The 23,107-nt window shown below is 60.4% G+C and carries 22 protein-coding genes; 13 read left to right on the plus strand and 9 right to left on the minus strand.

Annotated features, from left to right (window positions below; translation table 11 throughout):
• Nucleotides 1-23: 23 nt before the first annotated feature.
• The 4 genes from PH558_RS29680 to PH558_RS29695 all read left to right on the plus strand — a co-directional run bounded on the left by PH558_RS29680 (nucleotide 24) and on the right by PH558_RS29695 (nucleotide 4,757).
• Nucleotides 24-1,538, plus strand: a complete 1,515-nt coding sequence (locus tag PH558_RS29680) for a putative N-acetylmannosamine-6-phosphate 2-epimerase (protein ID WP_285208020.1) — start codon at nucleotides 24-26, stop codon at nucleotides 1,536-1,538.
• 47 nt (nucleotides 1,539-1,585) lie between these two features.
• On the plus strand, nucleotides 1,586-2,911 hold the full coding sequence (locus PH558_RS29685; RefSeq protein WP_285208021.1) for an extracellular solute-binding protein: 1,326 nt from the start codon (nucleotides 1,586-1,588) through the stop codon (nucleotides 2,909-2,911).
• Nucleotides 2,912-3,067: 156 nt separating this feature from the next.
• Nucleotides 3,068-3,934 carry a carbohydrate ABC transporter permease gene (locus PH558_RS29690; protein ID WP_095437510.1) on the plus strand — a complete coding sequence of 289 codons (867 nt, stop codon included), beginning with the start codon at nucleotides 3,068-3,070 and terminating at the stop codon, nucleotides 3,932-3,934.
• 1 nt (nucleotide 3,935) lies between these two features.
• On the plus strand, nucleotides 3,936-4,757 hold the full coding sequence (locus tag PH558_RS29695; protein WP_095437509.1) for a carbohydrate ABC transporter permease: 822 nt from the start codon (nucleotides 3,936-3,938) through the stop codon (nucleotides 4,755-4,757).
• Nucleotides 4,758-4,826: 69 nt separating this feature from the next.
• Here PH558_RS29695 and PH558_RS29700 read toward each other — a convergent pair whose 3' ends face one another.
• The 4 genes from PH558_RS29700 to PH558_RS29715 are packed head-to-tail and all read right to left on the minus strand — an operon-like array spanning nucleotide 4,827 to nucleotide 8,258.
• Nucleotides 4,827-5,813, minus strand: coding sequence for a branched-chain amino acid ABC transporter permease (locus PH558_RS29700; RefSeq protein WP_285208022.1), 987 nt, complete (start codon nucleotides 5,811-5,813; stop codon nucleotides 4,827-4,829).
• Nucleotides 5,810-6,718: a branched-chain amino acid ABC transporter permease gene (locus PH558_RS29705; RefSeq protein ID WP_285208023.1), complete on the minus strand. Its 909-nt coding sequence runs from the start codon at nucleotides 6,716-6,718 to the stop codon at nucleotides 5,810-5,812. Before PH558_RS29705 ends, PH558_RS29700 begins: the two co-directional genes overlap by 4 nt.
• Complete coding sequence (locus PH558_RS29710) at nucleotides 6,715-7,464, minus strand: ABC transporter ATP-binding protein (protein ID WP_285208024.1); 750 nt, start codon at nucleotides 7,462-7,464, stop codon at nucleotides 6,715-6,717. Before PH558_RS29710 ends, PH558_RS29705 begins: the two co-directional genes overlap by 4 nt.
• Nucleotides 7,461-8,258, minus strand: coding sequence for an ABC transporter ATP-binding protein (locus PH558_RS29715; RefSeq protein WP_285208025.1), 798 nt, complete (start codon nucleotides 8,256-8,258; stop codon nucleotides 7,461-7,463). The genes PH558_RS29710 and PH558_RS29715 overlap by 4 nt, the downstream gene beginning before the upstream one ends.
• A gap of 120 nt (nucleotides 8,259-8,378) precedes the next feature.
• Here PH558_RS29715 and PH558_RS29720 point away from each other — a divergent pair, with 120 nt between their 5' ends.
• The 8 genes from PH558_RS29720 (at nucleotide 8,379) to PH558_RS29755 (ending at nucleotide 15,573) form a co-directional block, all read left to right on the plus strand.
• Nucleotides 8,379-9,113 carry a GntR family transcriptional regulator gene (locus tag PH558_RS29720; protein WP_095437714.1) on the plus strand — a complete coding sequence of 245 codons (735 nt, stop codon included), beginning with the start codon at nucleotides 8,379-8,381 and terminating at the stop codon, nucleotides 9,111-9,113.
• Nucleotides 9,110-9,598: a DUF3830 family protein gene (locus PH558_RS29725; RefSeq protein ID WP_285208026.1), complete on the plus strand. Its 489-nt coding sequence runs from the start codon at nucleotides 9,110-9,112 to the stop codon at nucleotides 9,596-9,598. The genes PH558_RS29720 and PH558_RS29725 overlap by 4 nt, the downstream gene beginning before the upstream one ends.
• A 1-nt stretch (nucleotide 9,599) precedes the next feature.
• Nucleotides 9,600-9,953 carry a TIGR04076 family protein gene (locus PH558_RS29730; RefSeq protein WP_095437503.1) on the plus strand — a complete coding sequence of 118 codons (354 nt, stop codon included), beginning with the start codon at nucleotides 9,600-9,602 and terminating at the stop codon, nucleotides 9,951-9,953.
• 5 nt (nucleotides 9,954-9,958) lie between these two features.
• Complete coding sequence (locus tag PH558_RS29735; RefSeq protein ID WP_285208027.1) at nucleotides 9,959-11,014, plus strand: aldo/keto reductase; 1,056 nt, start codon at nucleotides 9,959-9,961, stop codon at nucleotides 11,012-11,014.
• Nucleotides 11,011-11,439 carry a hypothetical protein gene (locus PH558_RS29740; protein ID WP_285208028.1) on the plus strand — a complete coding sequence of 143 codons (429 nt, stop codon included), beginning with the start codon at nucleotides 11,011-11,013 and terminating at the stop codon, nucleotides 11,437-11,439. The genes PH558_RS29735 and PH558_RS29740 overlap by 4 nt, the downstream gene beginning before the upstream one ends.
• A 52-nt stretch (nucleotides 11,440-11,491) precedes the next feature.
• Nucleotides 11,492-12,748: an ABC transporter substrate-binding protein gene (locus PH558_RS29745; protein WP_285208029.1), complete on the plus strand. Its 1,257-nt coding sequence runs from the start codon at nucleotides 11,492-11,494 to the stop codon at nucleotides 12,746-12,748.
• Between the two features lie 134 nt (nucleotides 12,749-12,882).
• Nucleotides 12,883-14,181, plus strand: coding sequence for an NAD(P)/FAD-dependent oxidoreductase (locus PH558_RS29750; RefSeq protein ID WP_285208030.1), 1,299 nt, complete (start codon nucleotides 12,883-12,885; stop codon nucleotides 14,179-14,181).
• A gap of 174 nt (nucleotides 14,182-14,355) precedes the next feature.
• Complete coding sequence (locus PH558_RS29755) at nucleotides 14,356-15,573, plus strand: SfnB family sulfur acquisition oxidoreductase (RefSeq protein ID WP_285208031.1); 1,218 nt, start codon at nucleotides 14,356-14,358, stop codon at nucleotides 15,571-15,573.
• A gap of 76 nt (nucleotides 15,574-15,649) precedes the next feature.
• Here the strand turns inward: PH558_RS29755 and ftsZ are convergent, their stop codons facing one another.
• The 4 genes from ftsZ to PH558_RS29775 form a co-directional block, all read right to left on the minus strand.
• Nucleotides 15,650-16,657, minus strand: coding sequence for a cell division protein FtsZ (ftsZ, locus tag PH558_RS29760; RefSeq protein WP_285208032.1), 1,008 nt, complete (start codon nucleotides 16,655-16,657; stop codon nucleotides 15,650-15,652).
• Between the two features lie 375 nt (nucleotides 16,658-17,032).
• Nucleotides 17,033-18,238, minus strand: coding sequence for an acyl-CoA dehydrogenase family protein (locus PH558_RS29765; RefSeq protein WP_285208033.1), 1,206 nt, complete (start codon nucleotides 18,236-18,238; stop codon nucleotides 17,033-17,035).
• A gap of 71 nt (nucleotides 18,239-18,309) precedes the next feature.
• Nucleotides 18,310-19,353: a substrate-binding domain-containing protein gene (locus tag PH558_RS29770; protein WP_285208034.1), complete on the minus strand. Its 1,044-nt coding sequence runs from the start codon at nucleotides 19,351-19,353 to the stop codon at nucleotides 18,310-18,312.
• A 185-nt stretch (nucleotides 19,354-19,538) separates the two neighbouring features.
• Nucleotides 19,539-20,210 carry a TetR/AcrR family transcriptional regulator gene (locus PH558_RS29775; RefSeq protein WP_285208035.1) on the minus strand — a complete coding sequence of 224 codons (672 nt, stop codon included), beginning with the start codon at nucleotides 20,208-20,210 and terminating at the stop codon, nucleotides 19,539-19,541.
• A gap of 105 nt (nucleotides 20,211-20,315) precedes the next feature.
• Between PH558_RS29775 and PH558_RS29780 the strand changes: the two genes are divergently transcribed.
• Nucleotides 20,316-21,683 carry a cytochrome P450 gene (locus tag PH558_RS29780; protein WP_285208036.1) on the plus strand — a complete coding sequence of 456 codons (1,368 nt, stop codon included), beginning with the start codon at nucleotides 20,316-20,318 and terminating at the stop codon, nucleotides 21,681-21,683.
• A gap of 44 nt (nucleotides 21,684-21,727) precedes the next feature.
• Here PH558_RS29780 and PH558_RS29785 read toward each other — a convergent pair whose 3' ends face one another.
• Complete coding sequence (locus PH558_RS29785) at nucleotides 21,728-22,765, minus strand: dipeptidase (protein WP_285208037.1); 1,038 nt, start codon at nucleotides 22,763-22,765, stop codon at nucleotides 21,728-21,730.
• Nucleotides 22,766-23,107: the final 342 nt, after the last annotated feature.

A 23,107-nucleotide genomic window follows, 5' to 3' on the forward strand; every position in this document is an offset into this window, starting at 1 on the left:
TTGCGCTCCGAAAGGGGTGCCGAATGCGCAAGGAAGATCTCAATCTGAGCCTCATCGTCTCATGCCAGCCCGTACCGGGCGGGGCGATGGATGAGGCCATTTTCGTCAGCGGCTTTGCGCGTGCGGCGCTGGCCGCTGGCGCCCGTGCCTTGCGCATCGAGTCGGCGGCTTACGTCGCAGCCGTCAGGGCCGCCGTCGACGCGCCGATCATCGGCATCGTCAAACGTGATCTCGATGACAGCCCGGTGCGCATCACTCCCTTTATCACCGATGTCGAGGCGCTGGCCGATGCCGGCGCCGATATCATCGCCTTCGATGCGACCGACCGGCCTCGTCCGGCAACGATCGAAGCGCTGATTGCCGCCATCAAGGCCCGAGGTCTGCTGTCGATGGCGGATTGCTCGTGTGTTGGGGATGCCAAACGCGCCCTCGACGCCGGCGTCGATTTCGTCGGCACGACTATGTCCGGCTATGTCGGCGGCCCCGAACCGGTGGAGCCGGATATCGCGCTGATTGCCGCCATGCGGGAGCTCACGCCCTATGTGATCGGCGAAGGCCGCATCCGCACACCCGAACAGGCGGCGGATGCCGTGCGGGCCGGTGCCTGTGCCGTCGTCGTCGGATCGGCAATCACGCGCACCGAGCATGTGACACTCTGGTTCGACGGCGCTGTTTCCGCTGCCTTTTCCGAGCGCAATGATGCAACGCTGGCGATCGATATCGGCGGTACTAAGACCCTGGCGGCCCTGGTCCAGGGCGCGCAGGTACTTGATAAGGCAACCATCGCAACCAGCCGGCAGGCAGACCCGAACGCCTGGCTGGCGGCCGTCTCCGAGCGGGCAAAGTCCTGGGTCGGTCGATATGAGCGCGTCGCCATCGCGGCAACTGGCTTGATAAGGGACGGATGCTGGTCGACCCTCAATCCCGCGACACTCGCAATTCCGGACGGCTATCCGCTGGCGGCACAGGCCAGCAAACTCTTCGGCAAGCCGGCTCTCGCCGTCAACGATGCTCAGGCTGCAGCCTGGGGCGAACACAGGTTCGGCGCCGGCGCCAACGAGGATACCGTCTTTTTAACCATATCGACGGGCATCGGCGGCGGCATCGTAATTAATGGGCGGCCGCTATTGGGTCTGGCAGGTCATTTCGGCCTGCTTCGCGGACCGACACACGGCCAGTCACCATTGGAGGACCTCGTTTCGGGTCGGTGGATGGCGGCCGAAGCCGCCCGTGCCGGGCATCCGGCCGAGGCACACGAGATCTTTCAAAAGGCACGCGAAGGTGCCGCCTGGGCCGAAGCGATCATCACGCAGTCGGCGTCACGCATCGCGCTTCTATGCCGTGACATCCAGATGATGTTCGCGCCGAAACGTATTGTTATCGGCGGCGGTATCGGTTTGGCATCCGGCTATCTAGACACTGTCAGTGCGCAACTCGAGGGATTGCCGCCGCATCTGGCACCGCGCCTAGTCGCCGCAAGCCTCGGCTCCAATGCTGGCATCATCGGCGCGGCAGATCTTGCTGCGCGCCATCGATGAACAGACCTGCCCAATTCAACAAACAACGATAAGGAAAGGGAACAAAAATGAAATTCAAGCACATATCGTCCACACTACTTGCCCTCATGCTGTCGGCAACGGCCCTGCCGGGACTTGCCAATGCCAAGGTTGTGGTGCTCGGCTGGCCGGGAGGCTCGGAGGAAACGGCGCTGCGCGCCACCGCCGATCTCTACAACAAGACGGCACCGGATGCCGACAAGGTCGAGCTGCTGTTCTTCAATCGCGACGGTTTTTTCGACAAGCTGCAGGCCGACATGGCAGCCGGCTCGAACGCCTTCGACGTCAATCTGGTCGCGACCTATTCGATCGGCCGCTATGCACCTTACATGGAGCCGATCGAACTTAATGCGGATGCCTCCAAAGTGTTCGGCGACACGGTGCTGAAGACGATGCAGTTCGATGGCAAGCAATATGGCGTGCCGACGGACCTGTCGCTGCATTTCATGTACTACCGCAAGGATCTCATTGATGCCCTCATCGCCGATCCCGATGCCAAAGCCAAATATGCCGAGATCTCCAAGAAATATCTCGGCAAGGAGCTGGCACCGAAGCAGCCTGACGATTGGACCTGGGATGACTGGGCAGCGACTTCGCTCTATTTCAGCAAGCAGGTGAACCGCCAGAGCCCAGTCCGCTACGGCACCGTGCTGCAGATGAAGAACCTTCTCTTCAACATGATGGTGTTCCAATCCCTGCCGCGCTCCTATGGCGGCGACTGGATGGACGCGAGCGGCAATGTCACGATCGAGTCGGATGCATATAAGACGGCACTGAAGCTCTATAAGACGCTTTACGATGCCGGCGCATCGCCAAAGGATTCGCTGAGCTACGAATATGCCGAAACCAATGCCGCCTTCAGCTCCGGCCAAGCCGCGACTGCCCTGCAATGGAATGCCGCGGCTGCCGAGCTCACCGATGCGAAGAAGTCGCCTGCCGTCGCCGACGTCACCGGCATCGTTGCGCCGCCGGCCGGGCCGAATGGTCGCGCCGACCATATCCACGGTCTCGGCCTAGGGCTGAACAAGAACGCGCAGAATAAGGAAGGCGCGATCAAGTTCCTCAAGTGGCTGTCCTCCGAGGATGCGGCTCTTGCCTATGCGCGCGCCGGCGGTTCACCGGCGCTGGCGCCGGATGTCGTCGCCAAGGTGGCCAAGGAGCGTCCCGATCTCGTGAAGCTCGGCGAGTTTGCCAGCAAGTATGGCTACGTCATGACAGGAGCAACCTCGGCCAAGGCGCTTTCAGTCTACGAACTGCAGGCCAAGGAATTCACCGGCTACTGGTCCGGCCAGCAGAGCCTTGAGGATGCGCTTGCCCATACCAAGGCGAGCATGCAGGATCTCCTGAAGAAATAAGGACAAGGGCCGAGTGCCGGCTTTGGAGCAATTCCAGGAAAAGTGTATTGCGGTTTTCCGTCCGGAATTGCGTAAAAACAGAAGAATAGAGCCTTTTCGCGATTCGACGAAAAGCGAAAAGGTTCTGACGGCATCCGGCCAATACGGCTGAAACCCATGGCTCTTGTAAAACGCGCCGAAGGCAGGCTTTACCTGGCACCGTTGGTCGGGTTTCTGCTGCTGTTCCTCGGCTTCCCGGCTCTTCTCAATCTTCTCTATTCCGTTTCGGCCGTTTCGTTTGAGACTTTGCGCAGCCCACGGATCAGTGGCGTCGGCAATTACGTCACAGTGCTGACGGAAGCCGCATTCTGGCAATCCGTCTGGTTCTCCTTCCGCTTCGGCATCATCACGGCTATCTCGGAATGCCTGCTCGGCCTTTTCCTGGCGATCTTTCTGAAGCCGCTTCTATCGGCACGCCCTGTTCTGATGGCTCCGCTGATGCTGCCGTTGATGGTCGCACCCGCCATGGTCGGCCTGATGTACCGCCTCGTGCTGCATGAATTTGCCGGACCTGTACCCTATTATCTTTTCGAATGGTTCGGCGACAGCCCGGCTTTCCTCGACTATCAGAACGCCTTCCGCACGCTTGTCGCCGTCGAAGTGCTGCAATGGACGCCATTCGCCTTTCTGCTCTTCTACGTCGCCTACATCGCCATTCCCGAAGATGTGCGCGAGGCCGCAGCGCTCGATGGCGCAACCGGTCTCCAGCGGCTTTGGCGTATCGAACTGCCCCTGATGCTGCCGACGCTGACCGTCGCCTTCTTCATCCGCTTCATCGACGGCTTCCGCGTGTTCGACAATGTCTACGCCCTGACCGGCAGCGGGGCCGGTGGATCGACGACCTCATTGTCGATCTACATCTACCAGGCCTTCTTCAAGGAGGGCGCCATCGGCAAGGCGGTGGCGGCATCCGTCGTCCTGTTCATCACCTCATTGCTGGTTCTCTACAGCCTGAACTGGCTTGGCGCGCGAAGGAAGAGATGAGATGCTGAAACTCCTACGCTGGATCGTTTATGGTATCGTGGTCTTCGCGATGAATTTTCCGATCCTCGTCACCCTCATTACTTCGTTCAAGACCACACGCGAGATCTCCAATAATCCCGGCCTTTGGATCGAACAGCCGACCTTCGACAACTACGTCAAGGTACTGACAGACATCGAGCGCTTCAACATTTTCCTTTATCTCGCAAACAGCGCCGCGGCAGCGCTCATGGGCACTCTGCTGGCGATCGTGCTTACCTTCCCGGCGGCTTACGTGATCGCTCGTAGCGAGACCGGACAAAAGCTCCTGCTTCCACTCGTTATCAACCTTCGCGCCGTGCCACTGGTCGTTTTCGCGATCCCGCTTTATATGATGTATCAGTGGCTTGGCCTGCTCGACACCCGGATCGGCCTCGGGCTTATTCTGACGATCGTCAATATCCCGCTGGCGCTGGTCATGCTGGTCAATGCCATATCCGACATACCGATAGAGCTCGACGAGGCCGCGACGGTCGACGGAGCCAACGTCTTCCAGATCATGATCATGGTCATTCGTCCGGTGATCCGCCCTGCGCTCGTCACCACCTTCATCTTCGGCTTCATCACTGCCTGGAACGAATTCCTCTTCGGCCTGATGCTGACGACCAACCGCGCCGTCCCGATGACGGTCGGCGCCTCCTTCTTCTTCGCGGCCAGCGGCGGCGGCGTGCAATGGGGGCTGGCATCCGCCGTCATGATCCTCGGCGCCTTGCCGCCAGCCTTGCTCGGCCTCGTGATGTATCGCCAGCTTTCGGGCTCGATGACGGCAGGCGCCGTTAAAGGTTAGAGGCAACACGCCTTGCGACTGCGCATAGCGTAAAACTGGAGCAACGCTCCAGCTCCCTCAGGCGCTAGGTTATGAGGCGGCGCTGTTCTTGTCCTCGGCCGTTTTTTGTTGCGGCGCGACCGCCGATCGCCGCCGCGGCATATTGCCAAAGAGGCCGCCGGGACGCACCAGCAGGATGATGCAGAGCATGATGCCGATTGCCACGATCTGCAGCGATGCCGCGCGAGCCTGCTGTTCGGGCGAAAAGAGGATGCTCGTCAGCGCACCGGAACCAGCCCATATAGCCCAGACCAGAACGCTGCCGACGATAGCACCCTTATTGCTGCCAGAGCCGCCGACGATCAGCATGACCCAGACCTGAAAGGTCAGGATTGGAAGATAATTATCCGGCGCGATAAAGCCAATGAAATGCGCCTGTATGGCGCCGGCCAATCCCATGACCGCACCACCGACGGCAAAGGCCTGTACGCGATAGAAGCGAGCGCTCTTGCCGAGAGAAATGGCGGCACGCTCGTCCTCACGCAGCGCCTTGAGAACACGTCCCCAGGGGCTTTTTACAAGATGCTCCAGCGCAAAATAAACGATCAGCAATGCGACGACCACGATGCCGAGATTGGCCAAATTGAAAAGAAGCGGCGTTTCGGCGAGGCTCGAAAATGGGCGCGGAATGAAGCCGATACCAAAGGGGCCACCGGTCAGTTTCTGCGCATTCAGCGCCACGAGCTGGACGACGACGGCTACGCCGAAGGTTGTGATCGCCAGATAATCGGATTTCAGTCGGAGCGTCGCCACACCGATGATGGCGGCGGCAAGACTGGCGATAATCATTGCGCCGAGCCAGCCGACGAGGATCGGCAGATCGAACCCACCAAACCGTCCGTCCGTATCCGGCGTCGTCAGCAGGGCCGAGGTATAGGCGCCAATCGCTACGAAGCCGGCGAGCCCGACATTGAAGAGGCCGGTTAGGCCCCATTGCAGGTTCAGGCCGAGGGTGATGAAGGAGAAGATCAGCGCGGTGGTCAGGAAGAAAGCGCCATAGCCAATAATGTCCATCATCGCTCTCTCACTCCGAAAAGGCCAATCGGTCGGATGAACAGCACCGCCATCAGGATGATGAACGAGATGGCGGCACGCCATTCCGCTCCGATCAGCTGAACAGCCGCTGCCTCGGCAAGGCCGATGATCAATCCACCCAAAACTGCGCCCGGCACGCTGCCGATACCACCGAGAATGGCCGCAGCAAACATCGGCAGCAGCATGTCGAAGCCCATTAACGGCCGGATCTGCACGAGAATGCCGATCATCACGCCGGCAACGCAGGCGAGCCCTCCACCGATCAGCCAGGTGACGCGCACGACCTTGGCGACATTGATGCCGACGACACGGGCAAGCGCCGGATTTTGGCTCAGCGCCTGCATGGAGCGCCCTGTCTGCGTCCTCGTCATCAGCATATGAACGCCGAAGACCAAAAGTGCCGTGACGATCAAAAGGGCGATCTGATCGGGCGTGATGCGGATGCCGAAACCGACGGGCATGGCGATCTGGATGGCGCGGCTGAAATAGGTCGGGCGCGATGTGAAGAGAAATTCGAGCAAGCTGCGCAGCGCCATGGAGGCACCGAAGCTCGCCATGACGACGATGATCGACTGGCCTTTGGCGCGTAGTCTCGCAAACAGCACCTTATCGAGTGCGAGGGCAAGGACGCCGGTAAAGCCCATCGCCACGATCACCGCCACGATCAGCGGCCAACCGAAGGAAAGCGGGCCAATGGGAGCGACTTTGCCGAAGATTGCGCCGATAGCACTGACGACGGCAAGCGTCGCATAGGTGCCCCAGGCCATGAAATCGCCATGGGCGAAGTTCGAGAAACGCAAGATCGAATAGGTGAGCGTCACACCTATCGCGCCAAGGCCAATCATCGAGCCCGTGAGCAGGCCATCGATGATGAATTGCAGGTTCATGCCGCACCTCCCTTTATCGACGGTGCTGGTCGCTGCCCGAGATAGAGTTCGGCAATGACGGGATCGTTCCAAAGCTCCGACGCAACGCCTTCATGCCTGTCCTTGCCCTCGACGAGAACATAGGCACGATCGCCAATCGCAAGCGCCGCCTTGGCATTCTGCTCGACCAGCAGAATAGTGACGCCGGATTTGCGGATTTCGGTCAGCATGTCGAAGACCATCGAGACGAATTTTGGCGAGAGGCCGGCCGAAGGCTCATCGAGAACGAGAAGCTTCGGATGCACGATAAGAGCGCGCGCAACGGCCAGCATCTGCCGCTGCCCTCCGGAAAGATTCCCGGCCGCGATGCGGCGATGACGGGCAAGATCCGGAAAGGTCGCATACATCTCTTCGATGCGAGCAGGCACGTCTCTCGGCTTCAGAATGCCGCCGGCAACCTTCAGATTGTCCTCGACGGACATCAGCGGAAAGACATTCTCCGTCTGCGGCACGAAGGCAAGGCCGAGCCGAACCATCATATGTGCGGGCGTACTCGTAATATCCCTGCCGGCCAGCTCGACCGTGCCGCTTTCAACCGGAACCAGACCGGCAATCGCCTTGATGAAACTCGATTTGCCGGCACCATTGGGGCCGAGCACGACGACAATTTCCTTCTCGGCCACCGTAATCGAAGCACCGCGCACGATCGAAACACCCGGCTCGTAACCGGCAACGAGATTGCTAACACTCAAGACCGGTTCGCTCATGCTGCGCCTCCCAGATAGGCTTCGATGACGCGTGGATCACGGGCGACCTCTTCCGGTGTGCCCTCGCAAAGAAGCTGGCCGCTCGCCATCACAAGCACGCGGTGACAGAGGCGCGTGACCATATCGATATTGTGTTCGATCAGAAGAAAGGTGACACCACGCTGGTTGATATCGCGGATACGGTCGATGATCGTCTCAAGAAGAGTGGCGTTGACGCCGGCGGCGGGCTCATCGAGCAGGATGAGGGCAGGATCGGCCATCATGACGCGAGCAAGCTCCAGAAGCTTGCGTTGACCGCCCGACAGAACGCGCGCCGGTTCATACGCCAGACGCGTCAGGTGAACGAGGTCGAGCAACTCCACCGCCTTGGCATGGGCCGCCTTCTCTTCAGCGGCGACCTTCCATGGCCGCAGGAAATTCGACAGCAGGCGCTCTCCTGTCTGACCTTGGGCGGCCAGCATGACGTTGTCGAGAAGCGTCAGATTGGGAAAAGGCCGCGGGATCTGGAAGGTGCGTCCAAGACCGCGTGCGATCCGCCGATGGGCTGCCTCGCCTGCAACAGCAGCCCCATTCAATACGATCTCGCCGCTGCTTGGTGCAACACTGCCGGCCAGAAGGTCGAACATCGTCGTCTTGCCGGCGCCGTTCGGACCGATCAAGCCGAGGATCTCGCCCTGGCGCACGTGGAAGGAAACGTCGTTGACGGCTACGAGACCGCCGAAACGCCGCACCACGTTTTGGGCCGTCAGAACAGGCGGGGCTTCCTCCCCATGCCGTTCAGTTGTCGTACTCATGAGATCCCTCTGGCCGGAAGCGATCGTTGCCGCTCCCTGATTATTTGATTTGTGATCACACTTGCATTGATCACGCTAATCAGCTTTAATCCTCTTCGCAAGCCGAAAAAGGGATTTCGAATGCAAAAGGCCACCGCCGACAAGAGCGATCCGATTGCCGCACAGCTTGCGCCAGTAGGGCGAGAAACCGTTCAGGACCGGGTCTATCTGGAGCTGCGCCGCGCGCTGATCGGCGGGCTTTTCGAGCCGAGCCAGGTGCTGACGATCCGCGGCTTGGCCGACGCATTGATGACCAGCACCATGCCTGTGCGCGAAGCGCTCGGTCGGCTTATTACCGAAAAGGCATTAGAAGCCCTTCCCAATCGATCCGTCCGCGTGCCGCCGATCACGCTGGAGCGGATGGACGATCTTCTGCGCGCCCGCATCCTGATAGAGGGCGAGGCGATCGCGCTTGCAGCCACCCGCATGACACCGCGCCAGATTACGACCATCGAAAGCATGCTCGGCGAATGGGACGAGATGCGCGCGCTGAAGCACAAGAAGGATGTCGACCGCGAGGTGACGCTCAATCAGGCCTTTCACTTCGAGATCTATCGCGCCTGCGGCTCCGCCGTTCTGATCCCGATGATCGAAAGCCTTTGGCTGCAGTCCGGCCCCTGTATCCGCGTCGCCATTTACGCCTTCTCGGATGCAGGCGAGGTCGATACTGCCCATTATCACCGCACGATCGTCAAGGCGATCGCCGCGCAGGATGCAAAGGGAGCCCGCGATGCGCTGGTGGCAGACATCAGCCGGCCGTTCACCTTCCTGCGCAGCAAACTGGAAGCCGAAGCCAAGAAGGGCCTATCCGCATGAGCCAACGCGCCATCAAGATCACCGAACCACGTTCCGGCCTCAGTATCTTGGCGCCTCTGCTGGAAGCCAAGGCGCCCGACAATACCGCCTTTCTCTGGACCTATCTGAATGAGCCGCGCGTGGTTGGCGGCATTCATGCCATGTGGACCGGCCCGGAAATCTCATGCCCGATCCCGCCGGCGCATCTGAAGGGTGCTTCCTATGCGAACGCCCTGCCCGCCGAGAACGCGACACTGACGCCGCAGCCGGGCGATATCGTACTCAGCTACGTGCCGCCGCGTATGTGGGGCGGCACTCCAGATGCGATTTTCGATATTGGCTTATTTTATGGTCAGGGCGCTCGCCTGCTCTTCCCGATCGGCTGGCTTGCCGGCAGCGTCGTCGCGCAGGCGCGCCCTGAAGAACGTGAGCACTTCGCGGCCGCTTGCGGCATCATCCGCCGCAACGGCGCCTGCGACGTCACCTTCGAACGCGCGGAGATCTGAGATGGCGGCTGAAAGCGACGACAGTTTCGAGCTCTTCGACCTTAGGGTGGAAGCGGTCATTCCCGAGGGCAAGCCGATCTATTGCGGCGCCAAGCCGGGCGACTATTTCGAACTCAAGGGCGAAATGCTGTCCCTCCCTGCGGGCCAGGGCTTTTCGATCTACTCCATTTCAGCCGTCCTGCCGCTGCTGGCGGCCAAGCAACGGCCCACCCACAAGAACGACTGGATGACCTCGGACGCAGAAATCGCCTGCCCCGACCCGAACTGCGCGAGCCGGCTGCGCATCGTCAGGACGGGCAAGCGGCGGTTCAGCCATGCCGAAACAACGGCCGTGCCGTTGCCCGAAGGAGAATAAACCGCATGACCGCCAAGACTTTTGAGCTCAGCCCCGGATACAAGATTTCCCGCGTTATTCGCGGCGGTTGGCAGCTTGCCGGCGGGCACGGCGCCATCGATCGCACCCAGGCGGTGACCGACCTGATCGCCGCCTTCGACGTCGGCATCCGCACCTATGACTGCGCCGACATCTATACGGGCGTCGAGGAGCTGATCGGCGCGGCGCGCGAACGGCTCCGCAACGAGCGCGGCACGGAAGCCTCAAGCGCGATGAAGGTCCACACGAAGCTGGTTCCCGATCTGGAGAAGCTCGCAACCATCAGCCGCGATTATATTCGTGGCATCGTCGACAAATCGCTGCACAAACTGAAGACCGAACAGCTCGATCTGGTCCAGTTTCATTGGTGGGACTACTCCCTGCCCGGCTATCTCGAAGCGCTTGGCTGGCTCGACGAGATGCGCCGCGAGGGCAAGGTGCGCAATGTCGGCACGACGAATTTCGATACGCATCATATTGCCGAGATTCTGAAAGCCGGCATTCCACTGGTCAGCCAGCAATTGCAATATTCCGTTCTCGATCAGCGGCCGTCATACAGCCTTGCCAAACTGGCCGCGGAGAATGACGTGAAGTTCCTCTGCTACGGTTCGGTGGCTGGTGGCTTCCTGAGCGACAAATGGCTGGGACAGCCGGAACCCGAGATGCCGCTCGAGAACCGCTCGCTCGTCAAATACAAGCTGATCATCGATGACTTCGGCGGCTGGGAGCTGTTCCAATCACTGCTCAGGACTTTGAAGGATATCGCCAACAAGCATGGTGTCGATATCGCGACGATCGCCAGCGCCTGGGTGCTGGAACAGCCGCAGGTCGCCGCCGTCATCGTCGGCGCCCGCAATCAGGCACATGCGCTTGCCAATGCCAAGATCATGGATATCGCCCTTTCGGACGACGACCGCCGACAGATCGCCGGCATCATCGCCCAAAGCCCTGGCCTTGAAGGCGATGTCTATACGCTGGAGCGTGACCGCACCGGCAGGCACGGCTCAATCATGCATTACAACCTCAATGCGGGGAAGATATGAGCCAGCAATCGCCCCTCTTTCAAAAGGCCAGCGCCGAAGTGCTGGATTTTCATCGCTTCTTTGAAGCCTGGTATGATGCCGCAACTGCCGACAAGACGGATTTCGGCCGCTGCGAGCGCACCTTCGGCCAGGCTTTTCACATGATCCCGCCGACCGGCCGCGTCTTCGACCGCGCTGAAACCATCGAACTCATCCGGGCAAACCGGGCGACGTTTCAGGGCAATTTCACCATCGAGATTTCGGATATCAGCGCGAGCTACGAAACTACGGATACTATCGTCCTGACTTATGTCGAAGCCCAATCGCGCGCCGGCAAATATAGCCGCCGCCAGGCGAGCGCGCTTTTCACTGCAAGTTCATCGGCACCCAACGGCGTCGAATGGCAGCATCTGCATGAAACCTGGCTGCAGATGCCGGAGACCTGACAGGTTCTAAAAAACAGAAATGAAAATCGTTGACCGAACAAGGGGAACAAAGATGAAGAAGACGATATTTCAAATCACCACGGCTCTGGCCCTTCTCGCCGCAGCCGGCGCCGCCAATGCCGCGGACTGCAAAGTCACGGTCGGCCTCGTGATGGAACTGACCGGCCCGGCCGGCGAATACGGCCAGGCGGGCGCGAAGTCTGTCGAGATGGCCTTCCGCGATATCAACGCCGCCGGCGGCGCCCATGGCTGCGATCTGGTGACGGATACGCGCGACAGCCAGAGCCAGGGCAATGTGGCAGTGGATGCTGCGACCCAGCTGGTGCAGGTCAAGAAGGTACCGGCCATCATCGGCGGCATCATTTCTTCGGTGACGATCCCGATCCTGACCTCGGTCACCGCACCCGCCAAGATCGTGCAGGTATCGCCGGCCGCCTCTTCGCCGACGCTGACGGCGCTCGGCCGCGACGGCAAGACCAACGGTATCTTCTTCCGCACCATCACATCGGATTCGCTGCAGGGCATTGCAGCCGCCAAATATGCGATCGACAAGGGCTTCAAGAAGCTTGCGATCATCCACGTCAACAACGATTTCGGCGTCAATATGGTCGCCGAATTCTCGAAGGCCTATAAGGCGCTCGGCGGCACGATCGCCTCGACGACGCCCTACAACGAAAAGCAGTCGAGCTATGCTTCGGAAGTCACCGCCGGCATGGGCGGCGATCCGGACGGCCTCTATCTCGTCAGCACGCCGGTCGACGGCGCGACCATCGCCCGCACATGGATCTCGCAAGGCGGCCCGCAGAAATTCCTGCTCAATGACGGCATGAACAGCCCGGACTTTATCGATTCCGTCGGCGCCGACTATCTGAAAGACGCCTATGGCACCTCCTCGGGTACGACGCCGACGCCCTCGACCGACTATTTCAACAAGAACTACAAGGATTTCTCGGGGATCGAGCCGACCAACCCGGCCGCTGACCGAGCCTATGATGCGGGCGCGATCGTCGGTCTCGCGCTGGCTATCGCCGGCGACGACACATCCAAGCTCAAGGATGATATCTATAAAGTCGTCGATCCCAAGGGCACGCCGATCTATGCCGGCAAGGAAGAATTCGCCAAGGCGCTCGGCCTGATCAAGGAAGGCAAGCCGATCCGTTACGAAGGCGTCATCGGCCCGGTCTCCTTCGATCAGTATGGCGACATCACCGGCCCCTTCCGGCTTTGGAAGATCGCCGACGGCAAGGTCGCGACCGATGGACAGCTGTCGATGGAAGACGTTGCAGCGCTGAAGGACAAGATCAAGTAGGCGGCACTCCACTTTGCAAAACGGCGAGGCGCTCCCATCGGCGTGCCTCGCTTGAAACCATCCTGGCGCAATCCTTTCAGCCGCTGATCCATGGTGACGGCTATCTGGTGTAGTTATTGAGAGACCCTCCGCTGATGCTCAGCAGTGCCGCTCGCCCCACCAATCCGACTTTATGGACGCTGACAGCCGACCCTGCCCCTGAACTTTCCCGCGACCTGCCTTCCCGCTCGAACGTCGTCGTGATCGGCGGTGGCTTCACCGGCCTGACCGCAGCCCTTCATCTTGCCCGCGCCGGCCGCTCTGTCATCGTCCTCGAAGCCGCGCGATTGGGCGCCGGTGCCAGCGGCATGAATGCCGGCTTCGTCGTTCCCAATTTCGCCAAGGCCGATCCGGCGACCGTCCGTCAGAAGCTGCCGCGCGACAAGGCGGATGCGCTGTTGTCGCTCGTCGGTGCGGGCGCCGACGAGGTGTTTGCGACCATCGCGGAGGAGCAGATTTCATGCGATGCCGCGCAGACCGGTTGGCTGCAGCCCGCTTACGGCGACGACATGGCCGCGATCCTGCGCCAAAGGGCGAAGGACTGGACAGAGCTTGGCCGTCCAGTCGAATTTCTCGATGCCGGCGCCATCCGGAACGAGACCGGTATGGCGATCTATTCCGGAGGATTGATCGATCACTCCGGCGGCACCATCCACCCGCTAAATTATCTCTATGGGCTCGCAAGGGCGATCATGCGGCGCGGCGCTACGATCCGCGAAAACAGTGTGGTCGAGCGCGTCGAGCGACATGGCGGCACCTGGCGCGTCGGCCTCGGGAGCCATGAAATCGAAACGGATGCCGTCATCCTCGCCACCAACGCCTTCACAAGCGGCATAGCTTCCCGCATGGGCCGAACGGGCGTGCCGTTAAAGGTGTATCAAGTGGCGATGAAGCCGATCGATGCCGAAACCGTTGCCCGGATTGCCCCAAATCGCCGGCCTGTCGGCGATACGCGCTCCAACCTCTTCACCTACCGGCTCGATCGCGACAACAGGCTGATCAGCGGTGGCATGGCGATCAATCCCATCGGCGCCTTCGAGCGTGTCGGCCGCGCAGTCGTCGACCGGCTCGCATCCGAACTCCGCCTGCCCCACCGTCCTGGGGTGGAGATCGTCTGGACCGGAACGGCGATCATGACGCCGGATTTCCTGCCGCGCCTCTACCGTTTCGGCGACGGTTTCTTCGGAGGGATCGGCTGCAACGGCCGCGGCATCGCTATGACGGCGCAACTCGGCCGGACGCTGGCGAGACTGGCGCTCGGCGAAACCGCGGAATCTCTGCCGATCCCGCTGCAATCCGATCGCCCCCTGCCATTCCACAGGTTCACGCCCCTGGTCGCCTCGCTTGCGCTGGCACATGCCCGCTTTGAAGATTGGCGAGACGGCCGTCATTGATCCACCAGGATTGCCGGCGGCCATCGAGCTGAACATCGCTCCAGACAGTAAATGACCATTAATTCTATAGAGAAAGGAATGAAGACGCGACCGCATCCCCAAAAATGAAATGCCTTTTCTCGAAGCCTGGCTTTGAATGCGGCATCGTGGCGCGAATAAAATCGGAGCCTGCCCATGAACGCGCAATTGCACCATATCAACGCCACGCACCCGGAGGCCACGGTACTGGAGACCGAACAACAGGCGCTGGCAGTCGCCCAGAAGCTCGCCGAGCGCTTTGCCGCTAGCGCATCTGAGCGCGACAGCGAGAGGTTGCTCCCCTTTGCCGAGATGGATGCGCTGGCCCAATCTGGACTGCTGGCGATTACCGTCCCCGAAGAGTATGGCGGCCTCGATGTTTCGAATGCAGCGCTGGCCGAGATCACGGCGATCCTGGCTGAGGCGGATGGCTCGATCGGACAGATCCCGCAGAACCATTTCTATATCCTTGAGGCTCTGCGCGTCGATGGCTCCGAGGATCAGAAACGCTACTTCTTCGGCCGCGCCTTGGCTGGCGACCGATTCGGCAATGCCTTGTCCGAGCGGGGCACGAAAACGGTCGGGCACTATAATACCCGCATCACCCGCGACGGCCCCGGCTATCGCATCAATGGCCGCAAGTTCTATTCGACCGGCGTTCTCTTTGCCGATTGGATCACCGTTTTCGCGCTTGACGAAGCCGATAAGCTGGTCATGGCTTTTGTGCCGAAGGGCACGGAAGGCGTCGAGATCATCGACGATTGGGATGGCTTTGGACAACGCACGACCGGCAGTGGCACGACGGCGCTCAACAATGTCTATGTGAATGCCGACCATGTCGTCCTGCATCACAAGGGCTTCGAGCGGCCGACGACGATCGGCTCCGTCGGCCAGATCATCCATGCCGGCGTTGATCTCGGCATTGCTCGGGCTGCCTTCGCCGAGACGCTTGATTTCGTGAAGGCCAGATCGCGTCCCTGGATGGATAGCGGCGTCGAGCGCGCCAGCGACGATCCGCTAACGATCGCCAAGGTCGGCCAGATCGCCATCCGGCTGGAAGCGGCGGCTGCGACCATCGAACGCGCCGGCCGCAAGGTCGATGCCGCGCAGGTCGAGACGACGGAAAAGCGGGTGGTCGAGGCGACGCTGGCCGTTGCTGCAGCGAAGGTGCTGACGACGGAAATCGCGATCGAAGCCACGAACACGCTGTTCGAACTTGCCGGAACAGCCTCCGTGAAGCTCGACCTCAATCTCGACCGCCACTGGCGCAATGCCCGCACGCATACGCTTCACGACCCCGTTCGCTGGAAATATCACGTCGTCGGCAATTATCACCTGAACGACGTCATCCCGCCGAAGAACGGCGCGCTTTGACGGATAGACGAAAGCCCCGTCGCCGGGGCTTTCATACAATCAAAGGCATAAATCGGGAGGACCACACTAAGGCCAGCTAGTGCCGATCCATACTGATTTCCATGGGCTGACCGGCGGACGCCGCGAGACTTTCCAGACCGGTTGCAACGACCGATACTCTGAACACCCCGTCGAGAGTCTTGTCAAAGATCGCACCGACGACGATATCGGCATCAGCAAAGACTTCGTCGCGGATGCGACTGGCGGCCTCATCGACCTCGAACAGCGTCATGTCTGTCCCGCCGGAAATGGAGATCAGCACGCCTCGCGCGCCCTTCATGCTCATGTCGTCGAGAAGCGGATTGGAGACGGCGGCATCTGCCGCTTTCGACGCGCGGCCCGGCCCTGACGCCTCGCCCGTTCCCATCATCGCACGTCCCATTCCCCGCATCACGGATTTGACGTCGGCGAAGTCGAGGTTGATGAGACCTTCCTTGATGATCAGATCCGTGATGCAGCTGACGCCCGCATACAGAACCCGGTCCGCGGTCACAAAAGCATTTTCGAAGGTGGTCGTGGCATCTGCAATGCGAAACAGGTTCTGATTGGGAATGACGATGACAGTGTCGGCACTTTCACGGAGGCGCTCGATGCCTTCGTCGGCCGTGCGCATGCGCCGGTTGCCTTCGAACGTAAAGGGTTTGGTGACGACTCCAACCGTGAGGATGCCTGCCTGCCGCGCGGCTCGAGCGATGATCGGTGCGGCGCCCGTGCCAGTGCCGCCACCCATTCCGGCCGTCACGAAGCACATGTGCGTGCCGTGGAGATGGTCCATGATCTCATCAATGGATTCCTCGGCGGCGGCTCGTCCGATTTCCGGCAGGGAGCCCGCACCGAGACCTTCTGTCACCTGTGCGCCAAGTTGAATACGCCTGGTCGCTTTGGACGTCGCAAGCGCCTGCGCATCCGTATTTGCCGCTATAAATTCAACGCCCTGAAGTTGTTGCGCGATCATATTGTTGATTGCGTTGCCGCCGCCACCGCCGACACCGACGACGGAAATCTTCGGTATCACCCCTGAAAGTGGTGCGCGCATGTCTGCCATGAAGGACTCCATTGGATCAATTTCATTCTCAATCGCAATCGCCTATCCCTGAGGAAACGGACATTGGAGCGATTCGTGAGTGAAGAGATCCTAGTGAGGAACGTGTGCGCATTGCGGCGCGCGGCGGCAACCCTCCACAGAATAGTGAGTTGAGCACAGGATTTGTGAGCCAGATATCAGAACATCAATCGTCCAGCGTTGCGTGAAGGCCACAATCGGGCGAGCCCGCTTGAAGCTGTGGCGTGTTCCAACAGGGGCCCACACCACACCAGATACCAATGACGCGGAGCGATCTTGAGTGCGGGTAAAGTCACCATCGACTCGGATTACGAGCCGACCCACTTTCTAGACTCCCCCACGTCCTCGCCCCGGCGTTCAGCTGTAGAGGCTGACCTCGGGAATCCGGTCATTGAGCACGAACTCGCCGACCTCCTTGGCCTTGTAGAAGACCGGATCGTGCAGGGTGTGGGTCCGAACATTGCGCCAGAAACGATCGAAGCGGTATTTCTCCGCGGTCGAGCGGGCGCCGGTGATCTCGAAGACGCGCGAGGTTATATCGAGGGCAACATGGGTCGCGTGCACCTTCGCCGCATAGGCTTCGGCTGCTGCTTCACCGCGTTCGCGCGCCGTTGCCTTATGTCCCTTTGCAAGAGCCTCCTGAACCGCCGCGGCAGCGCTGTCGGCCAGAGCGGCGGATGCCTTGAGGGCTGCGGTAAATTCACCGACACGCTCAAGAATATACGGGTCGTCCGATGCCCGCTCGACGCCGGAGGTGATCCAGGGCCGCGTCGTGGTGCGGACATAATCGACAGCCTCGCGTAGCGCACCCTCCGCCGTGCCCAGATAGAAGTTCACGAAGACCAGCTGGATGAGCGGCGTGTTGAAGGTCGCAAGCACCGGCGCTTCGCCGCCGGTCGATGCCGCCTTGTCCAGATCCTCTTCGTAGACGGGGAAGTCGTGGAACTCGACGCTGCCGCTGTCGGAAAGGCGCTGGCCGAAATTGTCCCAGTCGTCATTGGCCTTGTAACCGGCCCGATTGGTCGGGACAGCGAAGCCGACGATCCGGTCATCAAGCGCAGCATTGGCGTTGACGTAATCGGAGACATGCGCGGCGGTGGAGAAGGATTTGCGGCCGTTCAGGACATAACCGTTGCCGCGGCGCGTCAGCACGAGACCGGGATCGCGCGGATTGACTGCTGCACCCCAGTAAAGGCTATTGGCGACCGTCTTGCCGCCGAGCTCCTGGGCGCGGGCCTCGTCGAAGGCCCAATAGATGTACTGGCTGTTGACGTAGTGATAACCGAGAAGCTGGCCGATGGAGCTCTCCCCGCGCGCGAGAATGCGCACCAGCCGCAAGCCGTCCACCCAATCGAGGCCACCGCCACCGATCTGCAACCCGTGCAGCGCGTTCAACAAGCCGGCATTTTTCAGCTTGACGATCTCGCCGAGTGGCGGACGACCTTCGCGGTCAAGCTCTGCGGCGCGCTTGGAAAGATCGGCTGCAATCTCTTCGGCTCTGGCGAAGAGATCCGCGCGCGTGACACTGCGATTGCCCGCAAAGATGACGTTGGACTGGCTCATGATGTGCACTCCGGTTCTGTAACGTAATCCGGCGGGATCGGAAATCCCGCCGGCATCTCGAGAATGGCCGCTTAAAAAAGCTTGTCCGGTATCCAGCTGGCGGTCACCGCATCGCTGGCGTTGAAGGCCGGAACTTTCTTGGCCAATTCCTCGATCGTCTGGACGTTGGCGGCGCGAAGTCCTTCCTGCGTCAGCAGCGTCGGCTTGACGGTGATCTGATGCGGGACCTCCTGCCCTGCGACCTGCAAGGCGGCGGCACGGATGGAAACGGCGCCGACGACGGCCGGATTGGTCGCGACCGTTGCTACCCATGGGCTGCCCGGTTCGGTGATTTCCTGAATGTCGGCCGTCGATACGTCGGCCGAGTAGATCTTCAGTTTGTTGGCAATGCCGAGATCCGTGGCCGCAAGCTTCACGCCGCGGGCAAACTCATCATAGGGTGCGAAGACGACTGATATATCGGGATTGGCCGAAAGTGCCGCCTTGGCCTGATCGGCGGTCGAGGTCGCCGTCGTATCGCTGACGTTGCCGAAGCGAGCCTTTTCGACGACGCCGGCATTCTGCTTCTTGAAAGCATCCCAGACCTCGTTGCGGCGGTCGAGCGGCGCAAAGCCGGCGACATAGACATAGCCCGCCTTGAAGCTGTTGCCATTGTCCTTGACGACCTGCTTCAGCGCGAGGTCGGCAAGTTCGTGATCGCTCTGCTCGACCTGCGGGATCTTCGGATTGTTGAGATTGACGTCGAATGCGACGACCTTGATACCCTTGTCGAGCGCCTGCTGCACAACATCGCCAAGCGATTCCGGCAGGCCATGATCGATGACGATGGCAGAAACGCCGAGATTGATCGCCTGAAGGATCTGTTCACGCTGGGCGGCTGCGTCCTGGCGCCCGGGGAAAACGCGAAGATCGATATCGAGCGCCTTGGCCTGCGCTTCGGCACCCGCCTGATAGGCCTGGAAGAAATCGCCGGCGGAGATATAGCTCACCAGAGCAACTTTTACGCCGCCCTTGTCGAAGGGCGCAGGCGCACCGTTCACACCGGCAGCCAGCGCGGTCTGTGCCAGAAGAAGCGGGGCAACGGCCGACAGGGCAAGCCGTGTGAATAATCTCATCGTCGCGATCCTCACGATCCATCGGAAGCGTCGTCTGACGGATAGATGACCCTGCGACGCATGCAATTATTAGATATAAACCCTATGTTTTTAGTAGATTAAATCATCCGATTTTGGCTGGCTTCTGAGATTCTTTGTTCCTTTGCCAAGGGAATGACGGCAAGGACTTACCCGGCGTAAAAGCCTCAGGCGAAGGGTTCCGCGAGCATCTCCTCGAGATCGACCCGTGCCTGCGGCGAGAGATAGGGTCGCAACAGACTCGCGACCTGACCGAGCCCCCAATGCACATGCTGAGGCGTCAATTCACCCACGCCCTCCTGAAGTCCGAGATAGACGGCCCAATAGGTGGCAACGATCCGCATATTGGTCATCAATGCATTGCGCTCCTCCGCGGCGGCGCTGATCAGGCCGGCCTCTTCCATGCGCTGAAAAATGGCATCGACGGAAACACGCATGCCGGCGCTGACCATCAGGATTGGCCCTCTCAAGCCGGGCGCGATTGCCAACAGGCCGGGAATATCGCGAAAGAGGAAGCGATATGTCCAGATCAGCGAGAACCATTTGCGCAAAAAGCCGGCATAGGCTTTCGAATCCGCCCCTTCTACACAATCGGCTTGACTGACGAGCGCCAAAGCATCGGCTTCGAAGCGGGAGAACAACGCTAGGACGAGCGATTCCTTGGTGCGGAAATAATAATAGAGATTGCCCTGATTAATGCGCACGGCCTTGGCGATTTCCGCCGTGGTGACGGCTTCCGGCCCCTTCCGATTGAAGAGCGACAATGTCGAGACGAGAATCCGCTCGCGCGTATCGGGCCGCACAGCCACGTCCTTCTTCCCACCTTTACTGGCCGCCATCTCGTTCCCCCTTGAAGCTCTAAGGTATCCACCTTATTCTTTGTAAGGCAAATACCTTAATCCTGATCTACAGGCATCCGCCGGGCTGAACAAGGAGACTGAAGGATGAATGCACGCGTGAACGCTGCCGATCTCTCGCAGACGACGTTTCCCCTCACTCCGCGCTCGATGCCGCATGTCCTCCTGTCGCTGATCCGCAATCCGCTCGACGCTCTGCCGCCGGAAATCTTCACCGAGCCCATGGTCTTCACCAAGGTGGGTGGAAAACTGCGGATCTATCTCGCCGATCCTGAGCTCATCTATCAGGCGCTGGTGCGCAATTCCGACGCGCTCGGCAAAGGTGAGGATGTCCGCCGCGTGCTAGGCCCGGCCCTTGGCAACGGCATTCTCACATCGGATGGCGCCCATTGGAAATGGCAGCGACAATCGGTGGCCGGCGCCTTTCGCCATGAAAAACTGCTGGAACTGCAGCCGGCCATGATTGCAGCTGCCGGGCGCAGGCGCGATCTCTGGCTCACCCACAGGAACAGCCCCATCGACCTGTGTCAGGAAATGATGCGCACCACCTTCGATATCATCGTCGATACGATGATGTCGGGTGGCGATGACATCGATGTCGACAAGGTCGAGCGCAATATCACCAACTACCTCAAGCCGACCGGCTGGAAATTCGCGATGGGCCTTCTTGGTTTGCCCGACTGGATGCCTCATCCCGGCAAGGAGGAGGCGCGATCGGCCGTTGCCTTCCTGCGAACGACCCTTGGCGCGGTGATTGCCAAACGGCGCCGCAGCGGCGGGGAACGGAGCGATCTGGTTTCCATGCTGCTAGACGCAGCCGACCCCGAAACCGGTCGCATGATGACCGACGAAGAGGTCATCGACAATCTGATGACCTTCATCACCGCCGGGCACGAGACAACGGCGCTCGGTCTTGCCTGGACCTTCCATCTTCTCGCGCGCCATCCCGATTGCCAGGCCAAGCTCTTCGAAGAAATTGCCACCGTGACCGAGGGCGGCCCGTTGACGGCCGAGCATCTCGCCAAGCTCACCTACACCAGGCAGGTCTTTTCCGAAGCCATGCGGCTCTATCCGCCGGCGCCAATCGTTTCGCGCGCGGTGATCCACGAATTTACCATCGGCACGCACATGATACCGGCCGGCACTATTATCTACGTACCGATCTACGCCGTGCACCATCATGCGGACCTTTGGGAAGACCCGCAGGTTTTCGATCCCGACCGCTTTGAGCCGGAAGTGGCGCGAAACCGCCATCGCTACGCCTTCATGCCCTTCGGCGCCGGTCCGCGCGTCTGCATCGGTAACGGCTTTGCGATGATGGAGGCCGTTGCTATCCTCGCCGTGCTCCTGCAGAAATTCCGCGTAACCGGCTCGACCGAGCCTTCGCCCAAGCCGGTCATGAAGGTCACGTTGCGGCCCATGCATCCGTTGTCGATCAACCTCATGGAGCGATAGTCGAGCAGGTCGCCTGCCCCGGACAGAAACGAGAGGGCGGCGGCTCAGCCGCCCCAAGTCTGTTCGAGGACTCGGATCCAGTTCTGATGCGCGATCTTGGCAAGTGCCTGATCGTCGAACCCATGAGCACGCAGGGCTTCGATCAGCTTCGGCAGGCCGCTCGCATCGCCGAGTGCGGCTGGAATGGTCGTGCCGTCGAAATCGGAGCCCAGTGCGACATGCTCAATGCCGATACGTTCGGCGATATAAGCGACGTGGCGAACAAGGACCTCGAGCGGCGTGTCGGTGTTCCTCACACCATCATCCCGCAGGAAGAGCACGCCGAAATTGATGCCGACCAGGCCGCCGGTATCGCGGATCGCATCAAGCTGCTTGTCGGTCAGATTGCGGCTGTGCGGGCTGATGGCATGCGCGTTGGAATGCGAGGCGACCAGCGGCGCATTCGATAGTTTGGCGATATCCCAGAATCCCTGCTCGTTCATATGCGAGAGATCGATCATGATCCTGAGCTCGTTGCAGGCACGGATCAGATCCTTGCCGGCGTCGGTGAGCCCTGGGCCAATATCCGGCGTCGAAGGAAACCGGAAAGGCACACCATAGGCAAAGACATTGGGGCGGCTCCAGACAGGTCCGAGCGTGCGCAGACCAGCCTCGTGAAGGACGTAAAGCGCGTCGAGATCGGCCGCGACCGCTTCCGCACCTTCGATATGGAATACCGCAGCGAACTGGCCCTCGGCAATCGACCGCTTGATATCTGCGGCCGAGCGGCAAACCTTCACAGCTGCCTCGGACCGGGCTTCGATTGCAAGCAGAAGCCGTGCCATCGCCAGGGTTTCATTCAGGGCATCGGGCTGAGCAGGTGTTGCGAAATCGGCATTTTCAGCCTTCGGCTGATCCGGTGACGGGATAAATATGGCGCAGAGGCCGCCCGCGAGGCCGCCACGGCGAGCGCGAGGCAGATCGATATGTCCAGCAGCTTCGCCATTCAGGAAAGCATCGACGGAATTCAAGCCACCGCGGCGCAGCCGGAGCAGCACGTCGTTATGGCCATCGAAGACGGGGATTGTCGAGGATTCGGTCATGTCTCATTCCAAAAATTGCAGTTGATATCTGCCTAGGCAAGCTTGGCGGAATGGGCAACTGCAAACTACGTATAGGGTCTGTGAAAATGGAATTGGTCGGTTGCAAGACCCCGCTGTCAAAACGTTCGGAAAATACGATGGCTGCCGGATGCTGCCAAGCCGGCGAGGCAAAAGCGGAATAGTTTCGCAGCGGTTTTGCAGGGCGTCTCCATGGAACAAGTTTTCGCTTTCGCCTGAATGTGCTCGGACGAAGCATGCCGGTCCCTATGCCGCGTTTGACGTGGCAAATGTACCGGCGCGAGACAAATCGGCTCAGCCAGCACCACATTTTGCGGCAATTGC

The sequence above is a fragment of the Rhizobium pantanalense genome (assembly GCF_030182525.1).
GTDB lineage: Bacteria > Pseudomonadota > Alphaproteobacteria > Rhizobiales > Rhizobiaceae > Rhizobium.